Below are 15355 nucleotides of genomic sequence, written 5' to 3' on the forward strand. Positions count from 1 at the left end.
GATGGATTCGCAACGCAATCTTCTCCTCATCGCTCTGCTGTTCGTGTCTTTCATGATCTGGCAAGCCTGGCAAACGGACAACGCTCCGCAACCAGTCGCCCAGACCACGCAACAGACTTCGAACACTGCTACCGGTGATGCCGCAAGCTCAGCAGTTCCAGCCAGTGGTCAGGGTAAACTGATTACCGTTAATACTGACGTGCTGTCGCTGACCATCAACACCCGTGGTGGTGATATCGAGCAGGCTAAACTGTTGGCTTACCCGGACACTCTGGGTTCATCGACGCCATTCCAACTGCTGGAAACCACACCGTCATTTGTTTATCAGGCGCAAAGCGGCCTGACCGGCAGAAACGGTCCGGATAACCCGGCAAACGGCGAACGTCCTCTGTACCAGACGGCGCAGGACAGCTACACCCTGCCGGAAGGCCAGGAAGAGCTGCGCATTCCGCTGACCTTTACCGGTAAAGACGGCGCAATCTACACCAAGACTTTCGTGCTCAAGCGTAATCATTACGCGGTTGCTGTTGACTACAATGTCGACAACAAAGGCACCACCCCGCTGGAACTGACCCTGTTCGGCCAACTGAAGCAGACGACCGAGCTGCCTAAGCACCGTGACACCGGCAGCAACAACTTCGCTCTGCACACCTTCCGTGGTGCGGCCTACTCTTCCAGCGAAGACAAATACCAGAAATATGCGTTCGATAAGGACGAAAACCTGAGTGTCACCACGCAGGGCGGTTGGGTTGCCATGCTGCAACAGTACTTCGCCACCGCATGGGTGCCGGCAACTCAGGGCAGCAACACCTTCTATACCGCCAAACCTGGCGACAACCTGTCCACCATTGGCTTCAAATCTACTCCGGTAGTGGTGCAGCCTGGTGCGCAGCAGCAGCTGAATGCCACCCTGTGGGTGGGTCCGGAACTGCAGGACCAGATGGCCCAACTGGCGCCGCACCTGGATCTGACCGTGGATTACGGTTGGTTGTGGTTCATCTCTCAGCCGCTGTTCAAATTGCTGAAGTTTATCCACGGCTTTATCGGTAACTGGGGCTTCTCCATTATCATCATCACCTTCATCGTGCGTGGCATCATGTACCCGCTGACCAAAGCGCAGTACACCTCGATGGCCAAAATGCGCATGCTGCAGCCAAAACTGCAGGCGATGCGTGAGCGTATTGGTGATGACAAACAGCGCATGAGCCAGGAAATGATGGCGCTGTACAAGTCTGAGAAAGTGAACCCGTTGGGTGGGTGTTTGCCGCTGGTTATCCAGATGCCAATCTTCCTGGCGCTGTACTACATGTTGATGGGCTCGGTTGAGCTGCGCCATGCGCCGTTCGCCCTGTGGATCCATGACCTGTCGGCGCAAGACCCGTACTACATCTTGCCAATCTTGATGGGCGTGACGATGTTCTTCATCCAGAAGATGTCGCCAACCACCGTCACTGACCCGATGCAGCAGAAAATCATGACCTTTATGCCGGTGATCTTCACAGTGTTCTTCCTGTGGTTCCCGTCAGGTCTGGTGCTGTACTACATCGTCAGTAACCTGGTGACCATCCTCCAGCAGCAGCTGATTTACCGTGGCCTGGAAAAACGTGGTCTGCACAGCCGCGACAAGAAAAAGACCTAAGCGTATTGTAGGGGTTCGGCGCGCTGAACCCTTGCAGCAAAAGATAAGAGGCGGTCATTAAGACCGCCTTTTTGCATATTGAATCGTCAGAGAGAATCACTATGAGCACCACCGATACCATCGTAGCCCAAGCCACCCCGCCGGGACGCGGCGGCGTCGGCATTTTGCGTATTTCCGGCCGTGGCGCCAAAGACGTAGCCCAGGCCCTGCTCGGCAAACTGCCGAAGCCGCGTTACGCCGATTATCTGCCATTCCGTGATGCCGAAGGCGCTACCCTGGATCAGGGCATCGCGCTGTGGTTTCCAGGCCCGAACTCGTTTACCGGCGAGGACGTGCTGGAACTGCAAGGCCACGGTGGGCCGGTTATCCTCGATTTGCTGCTCAAACGCGTACTGGCGCTTCCCGGCGTGCGTATCGCTCGTCCCGGCGAATTTTCCGAGCGTGCCTTCCTGAATGACAAGCTGGATCTGGCGCAGGCCGAAGCGATTGCCGACCTGATCGACGCCAGTTCTGAGCAGGCGGCGCGTTCTGCCATGAACTCGCTGCAGGGGGCGTTCTCCACCCGCATCAATCAGCTTGTGGAAGCACTTACTCACCTGCGAATCTACGTAGAAGCAGCGATCGACTTCCCGGATGAGGAAATCGACTTTCTGTCTGACGGTAAAATCGAAGCGCAGCTCAACGGAGTCATGGCCGATCTGGACAACGTACGCGCAGAAGCGCGTCAGGGCAGCCTGCTGCGCGAAGGGATGAAAGTGGTGATCGCCGGGCGACCTAACGCCGGTAAATCCAGCCTGTTGAACGAACTGGCCGGTCGCGAAGCGGCTATCGTCACCGATATCGCCGGCACCACTCGCGACGTGTTGCGTGAGCATATTCACATCGACGGCATGCCTTTACACATCATCGACACCGCCGGCCTGCGCGAAGCCAGCGACGAAGTGGAGCGTATCGGTATCGAACGTGCGTGGAACGAGATCGAACAGGCTGACCGCGTGCTGTTCATGGTCGATGGCACCACCACCGCGGCGACCGAGCCGGCAGAGATTTGGCCGGAGTTTATGGCCCGCCTGCCACATCGTCTACCTATCACCGTGGTGCGCAACAAAGCCGACATCACCGGTGAAACCTTGGGTATGACAGAAGTAAATGGTCACTCACTTATTCGCCTGTCGGCGCGTACCGGTGAAGGTATCGACCTGCTGCGAGACCACCTGAAGCAGAGTATGGGCTTCACCAGCAATATGGAAGGCGGTTTCCTGGCGCGCCGCCGTCACCTGCAGGCGCTTGAGCAAGCGGCCCAGCATCTTGTCGAGGGCAAAGAACAGTTAGTGAGCGCTTACGCGGGGGAGCTGCTGGCCGAAGAATTGCGACTGGCGCAGCAAGCGCTGAGTGAAATCACCGGCGAATTCACCTCAGATGACCTGCTGGGACGTATTTTCTCCAGTTTCTGCATCGGTAAATAAGCGGCGGTAACGCACCGACCGACCTATTCACGGCCAGGACAAGCCTTTGTTCTGGCCGTTTTTCTTTGCCCCGCTCTGCGCCTTGGCTCACAGAGCCGTCACAACCCTCTACGATATACTGGTGGGTCAGGGATCCCTCTCAGGAACGAGCAAAGATGGCATTAACCTTCAAGGTGCTGCTGGAAAACCGCCGCGCCGCCGGCGCCAATCCGTCACTGCTGGCCAAGGCCGGCTTAAGCCTGCTGCTTCAGGATGAAACTGCCAGCGTTTTATTTGATACCGGCCCTGACGGCAGTTTCCTGCAAAATGCACGGCTGATGGGCGTCGATCTCTCCACAATAACCGCAACCGTGCTCTCCCATGGCCACTATGATCACTGCGGCGGCGTCACCTGGCTGCCTGACGACAGCCGCATCATCTGCCATCCGCAGATCGGCGACGAGCGCTATGCGGCGCTGAAGGTGCTGGGCCACAGCCGAAAAATCAAAAAGCTCTCTTTGGATATCGATTACTCACGCCACCGCATGGAGTACAGCCGCCAGTCGCTGTCTATCAGCGATCGCTTTATGTGGTCAGGCGAAATCGCAGTACCCGCACCGCGCGCTTATGGGGTGACTGCCGGGGAAAATGCAGGGGTGGATTATGTCATCGACGAAGGCGTGCTGATTTATAAATCCGATCGCGGACTGGTGATTATTACCGGTTGTGGGCATCGTGGGATCATTCACATCGTGCGTCACTGCCAGAAAATCACTGGGATCGATCGGATCCACGCGTTGATCGGCGGTTTTCATCTGCGCTGTGCGTCACCTCGCACGCTATGGCGGATAAGACATTTTCTTCATCAGCAAAAACCGGAGAAATTAATGGGCTGCCATTGCACCGGAACCTGGGGACGGCTGTGGTTACCGGAGATGGTGTCACCCGCGACCGGAGACACTTTCGTGCTGGAATAAGACGCTGACAAGCCAGCTGGTTTTCGCCTCCTGCCACGTAGCATGGCAGGAGAGGTAACCGACAAGCGACCTCTATCTCTCCCTCCTTACCAAAATTCACCTAAGCTTAATCTCAGCGATTTCCATCAAAGAGATAAGAAAAAATGAATGAACCACTGGATTTACTCGGCGTTGGCCTGGGCCCGTTCAACCTCAGCCTGGCGGCGCTGGCCTATGAAAGTGGTGCTCTTAATTATGCCTTTCTCGATCGCAACGCCAGCTTCCGCTGGCATCCCGGAATGCTGTTACCTTCCGCTTATATGCAGACCTATGTCCTGCAGGACCTGGTCACCGCGGTAACGCCTCGCAGCCAATTCTCCTTTATCAATTACCTGGTCGAGCAGAAAAAAATTTATCGTTTTTTGATCACCGAACAGCAAATCATCAGTCGCGAAGAGTTCTCTGATTATTTGAGCTGGGCCTGTAATAGATTAGAAGGGTTACAGTTTTCCCAGTCGGTTGAAAGCATTGATTTTGACGATGACAAACAGCTGTTCGAAGTCCGCACCCTCGACCAAGCCCTGTGGGCGAAGAATATCTGTCTGGGCACCGGCCACGATCCCTGGCTGCCGGCCGAATTTTATCCGGCGCTGGGCGAAAACTGCCTGCATGCCGCCGAAATCGCCCTTCGTAATCCGGATCTGACCGGTAAGCGGGTGGCGGTAATTGGCGGCGGCCAAAGCGGTGCCGATATTTTTCTGAATGCGCTGCGGGGTCACTGGGGCGAACCGGCCCAGCTCGACTGGATTTCCCGTCGGCCCAATTTTCAGCCGCTGGATGAGTCAGCCTTCACCAATGAATATTTCACTCCGGAGTACGTCGATTATTTTTATACGCTGCCGCAGGACATCCGCGAGCGCGAACTCAAGACTCAGAAACTGCCGGCCGACGGTATTAGCAACCATACGTTACGTACTTTGTACCGGGAGCTTTATATGCGTTTCGATGTGATGCACCAGCCGCGCAACGTGCGTCTTTTGCCGCATCGCACGCTACTGGCGATCGAGCCGACGGGCAAAGGGTTGCAATTGCGAACCCGACACGGTCTTGAAAATCGCCAGGAAGGATTTAATGCCGATGTCGTCATTTTAGCCACCGGTTATCGCCCTTCACTCCCTGCCTATTTGAAACCCCTGTTGCCACGCATTCCTTTCGACGACCAACAACACTTGCCGTTACTGCCCGATTTTAACCTCGAATGGCAGGGGCCTGAGCAGAATCGCATTTATGCGGTGAATGCCGGTATCCACAGCCATGGCAGCGCGGAAGGCGGACTCAGCCTGATGGCCTGGCGCTCAGCACGCATTCTCAATCATCTGCTCGGTAAACCCCATTTTGATCTGGCGCCAAACGCCTCGCTGATTCAATGGTGGAGTGACGCTGCCCCGGACAATGATATTACTCAAACAGATAAATAGGATAAAACGCATACTGTTTTTTGATGATAAATCCTCGACTTATGCTTAATCTAACTCCCCTGCGTTTTCAGCGACCCCTCTGTTATGGAGTGAATAATGGCGTGTCATTTTGCCCGATGGATCCCCACGTCCACCGCACTGGATACCCGGAGACTCTCCGCCGAGATCGTTGCCGCTACCGCTGCTTTTTCCGTTAAACGCCGCCAACGCTTTCTGCAGGGACGCATCCTGCTCGCCGAAATGATGTTTTATCTCTACGGCCTGCCGACATTGCCCCCCATCGCGACCACACCAACCGGCCGTCCCTGTTTTGTCGACAACCACCTGCCCGATTTCAGCCTGGCCTACGCCAGCGATACGGTAGGGGTTTTGTTAAGCGATGAAGGCAAGGTGGGGCTGGATATTGAAGTCATGCGCGCCCGGGGCGGGCAACAGAAAAGACTGCAGGACCAATTTCAAACGCCGGCGGAAAGTGCCTGGATCAGTGCGCAATACGATCGGCTGGAGGCAGAAACGCAGCTGTGGAGCATCCGCCAAAGCGTGTTGAAAATTTCCGGCCTGGGTAACAGCGGGCAATCAACGCTGCTGTTGCACCCTTTTTCCGGTCACCTGCGATCCAGCATCACCCCCCAGGTTCAGGTGATGAGCGATGCCGACGAATATCTGAGCTGGGCTTGCGCGCGCGAACCTGTTCTCGAACGCTTGGTATGCTGGCAGTATGAAACCCATAAAGGCCTGCAGAAAAACGGCGAGATCTCTCCACGCGCACCGGCCAGTTCCACCCGCTTTATCAAACTGACCAGCCTGTCACTTAACCGCTGACATCAACCGCTTACCCTGCGGCGAAACCCTGAGATAAAACTTTCTTTAACGCATAAATTTCTGCATAAAACTGTAAAGTCAGCTAAATATTCAGCAATCATCTATTCTCTCCTGCAGCTTTGCCCTACTATCTCCTGATGTTCTAAGCTGAATCTGTTCATTCGAAAGGGAGAATCACCATGTCAGACCAAGCATTAAAAATCGTTACCCTGCTCGGCAGCCTGCGTAAAGGCTCGTACAACGCCATGGTCGCCAATGCCCTGCCGGGCCTTGCGCCACAAGGCGTCACCATCGAAGCGCTTCCTTCAATCCGTGATATCCCGCTGTACGATGCCGATGTGCAACAGGAAGAAGGTTTCCCTGCTGCAGTGGAAGCGATCGCAGAGCAAATCCGTCAGGCGGACGGCGTTATCATCGTTACCCCGGAATATAACTACTCGGTGCCAGGTGGGTTAAAAAACGCCATCGACTGGCTCTCCCGCCTGCCGAACCAGCCCTTAGCCGGTAAGCCCGTAGCCATTCAGACCAGCTCTATGGGGCCGATTGGCGGCGCGCGCTGCCAGTATCACCTGCGTCAGATCCTGGTGTTTCTCGATGCCATGGTGATGAACAAGCCGGAATTTATGGGCGGCGTGATCCAGAATAAAGTGGATGCTCAGGCTGGGGAGTTGATTGACCAGGGCACGCTGGACTTCCTGACCGGCCAGCTGTCCGCATTCAGCGATTATATTCGTCGTCTGAAATAAACGCCTTTTACAGATGCCTTCACCAAAAAGTTGGCTGAAGGCGTCATACCAATGAGAGATCTATCTATAAACCATTAAAAATAAAGTCATTAAATTATGTATTTTTTCATATTAGCCATGTTACTGGCTTTCATCACCAGACCACTATTAGCCACAGAAATGCGTTATCCCGCCGGAGAAGAGCCGATCGAGCTGCCGGTACATAGCCCGTTGAATGCCCAATATCCACGTACCGCCCAGAGCCAGGAAGACAAAAAGATTGCGGCCATGTCGCTGTACCTGACGCTGATGCGTGAAGATGGGCGGAACATATGGGCCCCCTATCAACTGGCGGCCTCTTCGGCGGAAAAGGGCCAAACCGAACTGGCTGAACGCTATCTGCAGCTGAGTGCCGATCGCGGGTTGTGGTATTACTACAACCTGTTGGAGGACGATGCCTTCAATAGCATTCAGCACAGCAGGACCTATCAATCAATTTTGGCGGTCACCAAAGCCCGTTACCTGCAACATGCGCATTGGTACGAAGGCAAAGCCAGCTACGCCATTCCTGAAGGCACACCGCCTGCCGGCGGTTGGCCAACGGTGGTGTACCTGCATACCTACGGCAAGAGCGCCGGTATCACCCCCGAAGAGCGTTTGTTGTTTAGCGAGATGGGCGTGGCCTATGTTGAGATCAACGGTACCCAGATGCTGTCGGAGAACAGCTTCCGCTGGTCGAATTACAGTGACGAAAGCACTCAAAGCGCGATCCAGCGGGCTTTGCAGCCGGCCGCGGAGCTAAAGCTCAATCCGCAACGGATCTACCTGACCGCCCGCGGGCAAGGCGCGCTGCACGCCGCCAATCTGCTGGCCAAATACCCGCAGCTTTATGCCGGCGCGATGCTGATCGCCCCCAATGGTGAGATCAAGCAGGCTCAGCAATCGCTGGCGGCCAATAAGCGGTTGGTGGTGGCATATTACGATCGGCAAAACTTCAGCGATCAGGCGTTGGCGATGCATTTCGCCAATTTGTTCAGTGAGAATAACCAGGTTGAAACGCTGCATTTTTCTCAGGGGGAGAATCCTGACGGTGGCTGGCAGGCCCGTTTTAAACGGCCTTTACAGTGGATGTTGCAGCAGGCGCCCGATGCGACGCCGGGTGCCTAAAAGATAACAGGGCCGACCAGCGTCGGCCCTTGCCGTATTAATGGCCGTCTACAAACACGATTTTCAGCACAAACAGCAGCGCCACTACCACCACGCATGGGCTGATTTCGCGCCAGCGACCGGTCCCGAGCTTCATCACGCAGTAGGAAATAAAGCCAAGCGCAATACCTTCGGTGATCGAGAAGCTGAACGGCATCATGACTGCCGTGACGAACGCCGGAACGGCTTCGGTCAGGTCATCCCACTTCACCCGCGCCAGGCTGGAGGTCATCAACACGCCAACGTAGATCAGCGCGCCGGCTGCGGCATAAGCCGGCACCATACCCGCCAGCGGCGACAGGAAAATCACCAGCAGGAACAGGATGCCGGTTACCACGGCGGTCAGGCCGGTACGGCCACCGACGGATACCCCGGCGGAGCTTTCAATATAGGCGGTAACCGAAGAAGTGCCGACAAAGGAGCCGGCTACCGAACTGATGCTGTCGACATACAGTGCCTGCTTCATGCGCGGGAACTTGCCCTTGTCATCCGTCAGCCCGGCCTTGTCGGTCACGCCAATCAGGGTGCCTGAGGAGTCGAACAGGTTGACCAGCATAAAGGAGAAAATCACCCCGGCCAGGCCAATATTCAACGCCCCGGCCAGATCAACCTGACCCACTACCGAGGTAATGTTCGGGGGCATCGAGAAGACACCGCCGTATTTCACATCCCCCAGCGCCCAACCGATCAGCGTAGTGACCACAATAGAAATCAGCACTGCCGCATGGAAGTTGCGTGAAGACAATACCGCGATGATAAAGAAGCCCAGCGCGCCGAGCAGCACGTTGTGCGAAGTCAGGCTGCCGATGGTCACCAGCGTATCCGGGTTAGCCACCACGATACCGGCGTTTTTCAGCCCCATCATGCCGATAAACAGACCGATACCGCTGGTAATGCCCACCCGCAGGCTCATCGGAATATTGGCAATCATCCAGTAGCGGACGCGGAAAATGGTCAGCAGCAATAAGCCGACTGCCCCCCAGAAAATGGCGCCCATGCCGATCTGCCATGAGATGCCCATCGCGCCGACCACCACAAACGCGAAGAACGCATTGAGACCCATCGCCGGTGCCAGCGCTACCGGAAGATTCGCCAGCAGGCCCATGAAAATACTGCCGAAAGCGGCAATCAGACAGGTTGTCACGAACACTGCCTGCGTATCCATGCCCGCCGCGCCCAGGATTTGGGGGTTAACGAACACGATATACACCATGGTCAAGAAGGTAGTAATACCGGCAATCGTTTCCGTACGCGCCGTAGTGCCATGTTGCTTGAGTTTAAACACGCGCCCAAGCAAGCCTTGCTCGACGTCAAGGCCAGATACTGGTTTGCTCATTATCAGAATTCCGAAGAAGGGAATGGACAGTCGCCGGCTATCCTATAACAAAAAGTCAGGGTTTTGACGCCGCTCACAGGTTTTTTTCGCCGTCTTTACGGCTATAAACCCCAACAGGTTGTATTTGCTGATATTCATCGGAAAACCGGGATTCAGCAGTCGCAATCCTGACTGATGCGGTTAAAGTGGCATTATCGCTGTTGACTCGAAGGACACTGACGCTGATGAACCAGATTGACTGTATTTTGTTTGATTGCGACGGCACGCTGGTGGACAGCGAAGTGCTGTGCAGCAAAGCCTATGTGCACATGTTTGCCCACTACGGCATCCACCTGTCACTGGACGACGTGTTCAGAAGATTCAAAGGGGTGAAGCTGTACGAGATTATCGAACAGGTTAATGCACAACAGGGCACCACGTTGGCAAAAGAAGAGCTAGAGCCGCTGTACCGTCAGGAAGTAGCCCGTCTGTTCGATAGCGAGCTGCAACAAATCGCCGGGGCGCGTGAACTGCTGGCGCAGGTGAAGGTGCCGATGTGCACCGTTTCCAACGGCCCGGTCAGCAAGATGCAACACTCGCTCGGCCTGACCGATATGCTGCACTATTTTGATGACCGGTTGTTCAGCGGCTATGATATCCAACGCTGGAAGCCGGATCCGGCCATTGTGTTCCATGCCGCCGAAAAAATGCAGGTGCCGGTGGAACGCTGCATCCTGGTGGATGATTCCGCCGCCGGCGCGCAGGCCGGGATCGCCGCCGGGATCCCGGTGTTTTACTTCTGCGCCGATCCGCATAACCAGCCGATCGATCACCCCTTGGTCACCGCATTCGACGACCTGGCGCAGTTACCGGCGCTCTGGCGCGAGCGCGGCTGGCAGCTGACTCGCTAACCAGCGTCACAAAAAAGGGCCATAACGGTGTTAACCGCAGGCCCTTTTAAAGGCGAGGCGTGGAGGGACGATCCGCCCTGATTGCCCATCACCACCGTTGCTGTTTAAAGGTTAACGCCATACTAATTTAGGACCCAATTTGCTTTCGCGGGAGAAGAAATTCAGCTCGCTTCCCTGCTGTTTATTTCGGACACAAACCGCCATTTCTTTCTTGCCTGCCGCCAGTTGCTCTTTGGCATAATCGGTAAAGTCACTAAAGCGCGCACCGGGGTGATCCCATTTTTGCACAACCAGAAAACCCACGAAGCGATCGCTGCAATTAGCCGTTGATGGGAGGTTATCGCTGTCGTTCCAATGGCTATCGGCAGCAAACATAGACAACCACTGTTGCCCGGTCCCTTCCCCCTTGGTATAGCCACCGATATTGTGGAGTTCTATCTTATTGTGCGGATAATCCCCCAGGAGGCGGTCAACGTTCTCGGGGATAGCCAATTTAATCATCATGGTATCGCTACTGTTTAACCGAAGATTTTCATCCGTGGCATTGACCTTACCTTGTGGATCAATCCACACATCGGCAAGCGCAGAGCTTTGCGCCAACGGAACACGATCATTACAATCAACGTTGTTATTCATACAATTATCTACCACAAACTGCAGCCCCTCAGGTTTCCAGCCATTGATAAAGTCTGCATGGGCCGTGTAGAGACTTCCCCATTGCTCTTGCCATTGCCCATTTTTCCACACCGGATCTAGAGAAAGCTGCGCCTGTGAAACATCTGGGTTTTCCCCTAGTTCATACACCGCGCTAAGATGCATCTCAGGCAACGTGATTGGATGGCTAGCCGGGCAACTGCCACTTAATGGATAAACGACGTTCATCTTGTGGTTAACCACATCCGGCTTCAGATTTTCTCCATCCCAGCAGAAAGGAAAGTGCACGTTGATATTTAATTGATATTGGCCATTTTCATTCTTTTTAGAACAGCTTTGCGGTGCGGTTTGAGTGTATCCGTTACCAGAACAAAGATAATCGACGTGGCTGTTAGGCTTTACGCCCATATGGTCGCCTGCCAGCATTTGCAATCCCGTCGGGAATGGATGGATCTTTGCCCGCTCATCTTGATTCCAATAGTAAGTTTTCTGCATCTTCGGCTTGATGATTTCATCGCCTCGCCGTAAAGAAGGCGTCCAATAGGCTGAACGGTCTGCGCTGGAGTGGCAGGTTGTCTGTGGATTTTTCACCAAGGATTCGGTGGTGGTAAACGCATCAACTTCCGTGTTGCCAAAAAAATCATGCAACATCGCTTCGCCTGGCTTCTGCGGGTACAAAATGGCATCGTCGGGCAAGGTATGTGAATAGTCGCAGATAACGTTAAAACCTACGGCACTCCATGCCTGCCCACCCCATAAAGCCGTGGCACATAATGCCAATTTTATCATTTTATTTTTCATTGAGTTACTCCCTTTATTTGCGTGAGTGTCTGGCCGAACACCTGCAAAATACACCCATGGGAGCACACAATCAGTCAGCCTGCGTCCGGTGAGGAGCAGTACGACAAACCAGTTTTAACTAGCCGGTAACGGCGGTTTGTTGCGCCACCAGCGCCATGATCGTTTTACAGCCCGGGTCTGCGGGCTGTAGCGGCGATTGACCGCATTGGCCAGCAGATCCAACGCCAGGCAGAACACGAAGTACACTAACGCGATAAACAGGAATACCTCCATCGGATACACCATGCTGCGGTTGTTGACCTGGGTCGCCAGAAAGGTCAGTTCGCCGACGCCGACGATATAGGCCAGGGAGGTGTCCTTGATCAGCGAAATCCACTGGTTGATAAACGACGGCACCATCATGCGCAGCGCCTGCGGCAGCACGATCAGCCACAGCGTTTGCCAGCGAGTCAGGCCCAACGATAACCCGGCCTGCCACTGCCCCGGCCCGATGGCGGCAATGCCGGCTTTCACCGCATGCGCCAGATAAGCGGAGGCGATCAACGCCAGAGCGCAAACCACCGTGGTAATTTCCGGAATATCTACGCCAAAAACGATGGGTAGCAGGAAATAGGTCCAGAAAATCAGCATGATCACCGGAATTGCGCGGAAAAAGCCCAAAACCGCCGCCAACAACCCGGCCGCCACGCCGCGTGACATCGCCAATGCCACTCCCAGCAGGGTGCCGAGAACCGCCGAAGCCACCCCCGCCATCAGGCTGATCGCCAGCGTCAATGCCGCACCGCCCAGTGGCCCTTCCGGCCAGGTCCCCCACAGCAGATACCCGAGGTTATCGCCAATGATGCTGAAATCCATCTTAATGTCCTCCCAGCGGTTTACGCTGCTGCCGCCACATGCCCCAGCCTTCCAATAGCGCAATGATGGCGATATACAACACCGTCGCCACGCCAAAGGCCTGGAAGGTACGTAGCGTCTCTGTTTCTACCTGACGCGAAGCATAGGAAAGTTCAGCTACGCCGATCGCCATGGTCAGCGAGGAGTTTTTTATTACGTTCATGTATTGGCCCAGCAGCGGCGGCATGGCAATTTTCAGCGCCTGCGGCAGTACCACATAGCGCATGGCCTGCCATCCGGTCAGCCCCAGCGCGTTGGCGGCGTACTTTTGTCCGCTGGCGACGCCACGGATACCGGAGCGGATCTCTTCGGCGATAAAAGCGGTGGAGTAAAGCGTCAGGCCGAAGAAACCGGCCAGAAATTCAAACGAGGGCCACTCAAGCGGGCCGATGTGGTGTGGCGTATTCAGCCACTGCATGGCGGCGGATGGCAAAATCTGCCCGGCGGCGAAATACCAGAAGAACAGCTGCACCAGCAGCGGCGTATTGCGAAACAGTGAGCTGTAACCGACCGCCAGCCAGCGCAGTACCCTCAGGCGGCTGTCACGCATCGCCGTCAGTAAAAAGCCCAGCAGCGTGGCTGCCAGGCTCGCACAGGCGGAAAGCCACAGCGTCAGCAGGAAGCCATCCCATAACCAGCTCAGATACTGCGGCGCCAGCAGCCAGTCTGAGAGTTGTTGCAAATTCATGCCTAATCCTTGTCTTGCACCATGCGCCAAGGGCGCAGCAAGCTGCGCCCCTCCGTTCTGACATCACGATCCCCAGAATCAGGCCTTAGGCTGCTGATCCAGAGGAGCGATAGTGAAGTCGCCGCGCGGTTGAGCGGTTTTGGTTTCCGGCCCGAACCAGCGATTGTAGATTTTCACCGCTTCGCCGTCCTTTTCCAGTTTGATCAGCGTGTCGTTAACGCTGGCGGTCAGGCGATCTTCGCCTTTGGGAATGCCAACCCCCTGGTACTCTTTGGTAATGCTGAACGGCGAGATCTCGAAGTCAGCTTTCTGGGCGGCCGGCAGGTTGCCGAGCAGGCCCACCAGCTTGGCGTCATCCTGGGTGATCGCCTGCACGTTACCGTTACGCAGCGCCACGAACGCCAGCGGAGTGTCGTCGTAAGAGATCACTTTCGCCGTCGGATAATTCTCGCGCAGGGTAATTTCCTGCACCGTGCCTTTGTCCGCGCCAATACGCAGCTTTTTGATATCTTCCGGGGTTTTCAGCACGCCTTTATGGGCGATGAATTTCTGGCCGGTGGCGAAATACGGCACGCTGAAGTTCACTTCCTTGGCGCGCTCGTCGGTAATGGTGAAGTTAGCGGCAATCAGGTCGACCTTTTTCGAGACCAGCAAAGGAATACGGTTGGCCGGGTTGGTGGCTCGCAGCTCAACCTTCACGCCCAGCGCTTTGCCGATCGCATCGGCGACATCCACATCGTAACCCACCAGCTTTTTGCTCTGCGGGTCGATATAACCGAACGGCGGATTGCTGTCGAACACCGCGATACGCACTACGCCGGCTTTCTTGATGTCGTCGAGTTTGTCCGCATGTGCGGCGCCGGTGGCGAGGCTGGTCAGGCTGGCTAATAAGGTTAAGGCCAAAGCGCGATGTTTCATGGGGAGCTCCTAAGGGTTGATGTCCTGCTGGCTGCTAAGCTAGCAAGACCCACTTAGGTCAGGAAATAATATAAAAAGCTATATTTATAACCTTTTTGTCTTTAAGGATTTTAAACAGCATAAAGGCGCAGTTTTCTGCGCCTTCAGGGGTAACTCTCGGGGGAAATTACTCTTTTTTATCGTCTTTTCCGTCGGATGACAGCAGCTTTTCCAGCGCGTCGCCACCGATATGACGGAAGTCCTGACCTTTGACGAAATAGAAGATAAATTCGCAAATGTTCTGGCAGCGGTCACCGATACGCTCGATCGAACGGGCACAGAATAACGCGGTCAGCACGCTTGGGATAGTACGCGTATCTTCCATCATGTAGGTCATCAACTGGCGCACGATGCCTTCATATTCCTGATCGACCTTTCGGTCTTCACGGTAAATCCGGATCGCTTCATCCAAATCCATGCGCGCGAAGGCGTCCAGCACGTCATGCAGCATCTGCACGGTATGGCGGCCAAGCGACTCCAGGCTGACCAACAGGGGCTGATGCTGATGCGAGAACTTCTCCAGCGCGGTGCGGCAAATCTTGTCCGCCACGTCGCCGATGCGTTCCAGCTCGGAAATGGTTTTGATGATCGCCATCACCAGACGCAGGTCGCTTGCGGTTGGCTGGCGTTTGGCAATGATCCGCACGCAGGCTTCGTCAATCGCCACTTCCATCATATTGACCTTTGCGTCGCCTTCGATCACGCGCTTGGCCAATTCACCGTCCTGATTGTGCATCGCGGTGATAGCGTCGGTCAGTTGCTGTTCCACCAGCCCGCCCATGGTCAATACCTGGGTGCGGATATGCTCCAGTTCTGCGTTGAACTGGCCGGAAATGTGCTTATTTAAATTCAGGTTATCCATGA

At 55.2% G+C, this 15355-nt stretch carries 14 protein-coding genes; 8 read left to right on the forward strand and 6 right to left on the reverse strand.

The annotated features are described in order from the left end of the window. The first annotated feature begins 1 nt into the window (after window position 1). The 7 genes from yidC to H5P17_RS13110 all read left to right on the forward strand — a co-directional run bounded on the left by yidC (window position 2) and on the right by H5P17_RS13110 (window position 8232). Window positions 2-1639: a membrane protein insertase YidC gene (gene yidC, locus H5P17_RS13080; RefSeq protein ID WP_182823375.1), complete on the forward strand. Its 1638-nt coding sequence runs from the start codon at window positions 2-4 to the stop codon at window positions 1637-1639. Window positions 1640-1740: 101 nt separating this feature from the next. Next, window positions 1741-3105: a tRNA uridine-5-carboxymethylaminomethyl(34) synthesis GTPase MnmE gene (gene mnmE / locus H5P17_RS13085; protein WP_182823377.1), complete on the forward strand. Its 1365-nt coding sequence runs from the start codon at window positions 1741-1743 to the stop codon at window positions 3103-3105. A 155-nt stretch (window positions 3106-3260) separates the two neighbouring features. Next, complete coding sequence (locus H5P17_RS13090; RefSeq protein WP_182823379.1) at window positions 3261-4061, forward strand: MBL fold metallo-hydrolase; 801 nt, start codon at window positions 3261-3263, stop codon at window positions 4059-4061. Between the two features lie 143 nt (window positions 4062-4204). Beyond that, a complete protein-coding gene (locus H5P17_RS13095; RefSeq protein ID WP_182823381.1) occupies window positions 4205-5518 on the forward strand; it encodes a lysine N(6)-hydroxylase/L-ornithine N(5)-oxygenase family protein in 1314 nt (437 codons plus the stop codon). Window positions 5519-5614: 96 nt separating this feature from the next. Continuing rightward, entirely contained in the window at window positions 5615-6340 is a 726-nt protein-coding gene (locus H5P17_RS13100; protein WP_044554290.1) for a 4'-phosphopantetheinyl transferase superfamily protein, read from the forward strand. Window positions 6341-6519: 179 nt separating this feature from the next. Then, a complete protein-coding gene (locus H5P17_RS13105; RefSeq protein ID WP_020837735.1) occupies window positions 6520-7086 on the forward strand; it encodes an NADPH-dependent FMN reductase in 567 nt (188 codons plus the stop codon). A 96-nt stretch (window positions 7087-7182) separates the two neighbouring features. Further along, window positions 7183-8232, forward strand: a complete 1050-nt coding sequence (locus H5P17_RS13110; protein ID WP_182823383.1) for a hypothetical protein — start codon at window positions 7183-7185, stop codon at window positions 8230-8232. Window positions 8233-8269: 37 nt separating this feature from the next. On the opposite strand, the gene H5P17_RS13115 is transcribed toward H5P17_RS13110, so the two are convergent. Beyond that, window positions 8270-9607, reverse strand: a complete 1338-nt coding sequence (locus H5P17_RS13115; protein WP_020837732.1) for an NCS2 family permease — start codon at window positions 9605-9607, stop codon at window positions 8270-8272. Between the two features lie 224 nt (window positions 9608-9831). Here H5P17_RS13115 and yieH point away from each other — a divergent pair, with 224 nt between their 5' ends. Further along, complete coding sequence (yieH, locus tag H5P17_RS13120; protein WP_182823385.1) at window positions 9832-10497, forward strand: 6-phosphogluconate phosphatase; 666 nt, start codon at window positions 9832-9834, stop codon at window positions 10495-10497. A gap of 111 nt (window positions 10498-10608) precedes the next feature. Here yieH and H5P17_RS13125 read toward each other — a convergent pair whose 3' ends face one another. From H5P17_RS13125 to phoU, 5 genes are all read right to left on the reverse strand, one after another. After that, entirely contained in the window at window positions 10609-11952 is a 1344-nt protein-coding gene (locus H5P17_RS13125; protein WP_182823387.1) for a DUF1996 domain-containing protein, read from the reverse strand. 114 nt (window positions 11953-12066) lie between these two features. Continuing rightward, window positions 12067-12807, reverse strand: coding sequence for an amino acid ABC transporter permease (locus H5P17_RS13130; RefSeq protein WP_182823389.1), 741 nt, complete (start codon window positions 12805-12807; stop codon window positions 12067-12069). A 1-nt stretch (window position 12808) separates the two neighbouring features. Continuing rightward, window positions 12809-13534, reverse strand: a complete 726-nt coding sequence (locus tag H5P17_RS13135; protein ID WP_020837727.1) for an amino acid ABC transporter permease — start codon at window positions 13532-13534, stop codon at window positions 12809-12811. 78 nt (window positions 13535-13612) lie between these two features. Then, window positions 13613-14452: an ABC transporter substrate-binding protein gene (locus H5P17_RS13140; RefSeq protein ID WP_182823391.1), complete on the reverse strand. Its 840-nt coding sequence runs from the start codon at window positions 14450-14452 to the stop codon at window positions 13613-13615. A gap of 166 nt (window positions 14453-14618) precedes the next feature. Then, the gene (phoU, locus tag H5P17_RS13145; RefSeq protein WP_020837725.1) at window positions 14619-15353 is read right to left on the reverse strand and encodes a phosphate signaling complex protein PhoU; all 735 of its coding nucleotides are present in this window, start codon (window positions 15351-15353) and stop codon (window positions 14619-14621) included. Window positions 15354-15355: the final 2 nt, after the last annotated feature.

Origin of the sequence: Serratia sp. OS31 (genome assembly GCF_014164835.1) — a bacterium.
GTDB classification, from domain to species: domain Bacteria; phylum Pseudomonadota; class Gammaproteobacteria; order Enterobacterales; family Enterobacteriaceae; genus Serratia; species Serratia liquefaciens_A.

Coding starts and splice junctions, on each gene's coding strand:
- yidC (WP_182823375.1), top strand. CDS start 2: ATGGATTCGCAACGCAATCTTCTCCTCATCGCTCTGCTGTTCGTGTCT.
- mnmE (WP_182823377.1), top strand. CDS start 1,741: ATGAGCACCACCGATACCATCGTAGCCCAAGCCACCCCGCCGGGACGC.
- H5P17_RS13090 (WP_182823379.1), top strand. CDS start 3,261: ATGGCATTAACCTTCAAGGTGCTGCTGGAAAACCGCCGCGCCGCCGGC.
- H5P17_RS13095 (WP_182823381.1), top strand. CDS start 4,205: ATGAATGAACCACTGGATTTACTCGGCGTTGGCCTGGGCCCGTTCAAC.
- H5P17_RS13100 (WP_044554290.1), top strand. CDS start 5,615: ATGGCGTGTCATTTTGCCCGATGGATCCCCACGTCCACCGCACTGGAT.
- H5P17_RS13105 (WP_020837735.1), top strand. CDS start 6,520: ATGTCAGACCAAGCATTAAAAATCGTTACCCTGCTCGGCAGCCTGCGT.
- H5P17_RS13110 (WP_182823383.1), top strand. CDS start 7,183: ATGTATTTTTTCATATTAGCCATGTTACTGGCTTTCATCACCAGACCA.
- H5P17_RS13115 (WP_020837732.1), bottom strand. CDS start 9,607: ATGAGCAAACCAGTATCTGGCCTTGACGTCGAGCAAGGCTTGCTTGGG.
- yieH (WP_182823385.1), top strand. CDS start 9,832: ATGAACCAGATTGACTGTATTTTGTTTGATTGCGACGGCACGCTGGTG.
- H5P17_RS13125 (WP_182823387.1), bottom strand. CDS start 11,952: ATGAAAAATAAAATGATAAAATTGGCATTATGTGCCACGGCTTTATGG.
- H5P17_RS13130 (WP_182823389.1), bottom strand. CDS start 12,807: ATGGATTTCAGCATCATTGGCGATAACCTCGGGTATCTGCTGTGGGGG.
- H5P17_RS13135 (WP_020837727.1), bottom strand. CDS start 13,534: ATGAATTTGCAACAACTCTCAGACTGGCTGCTGGCGCCGCAGTATCTG.
- H5P17_RS13140 (WP_182823391.1), bottom strand. CDS start 14,452: ATGAAACATCGCGCTTTGGCCTTAACCTTATTAGCCAGCCTGACCAGC.
- phoU (WP_020837725.1), bottom strand. CDS start 15,353: ATGGATAACCTGAATTTAAATAAGCACATTTCCGGCCAGTTCAACGCA.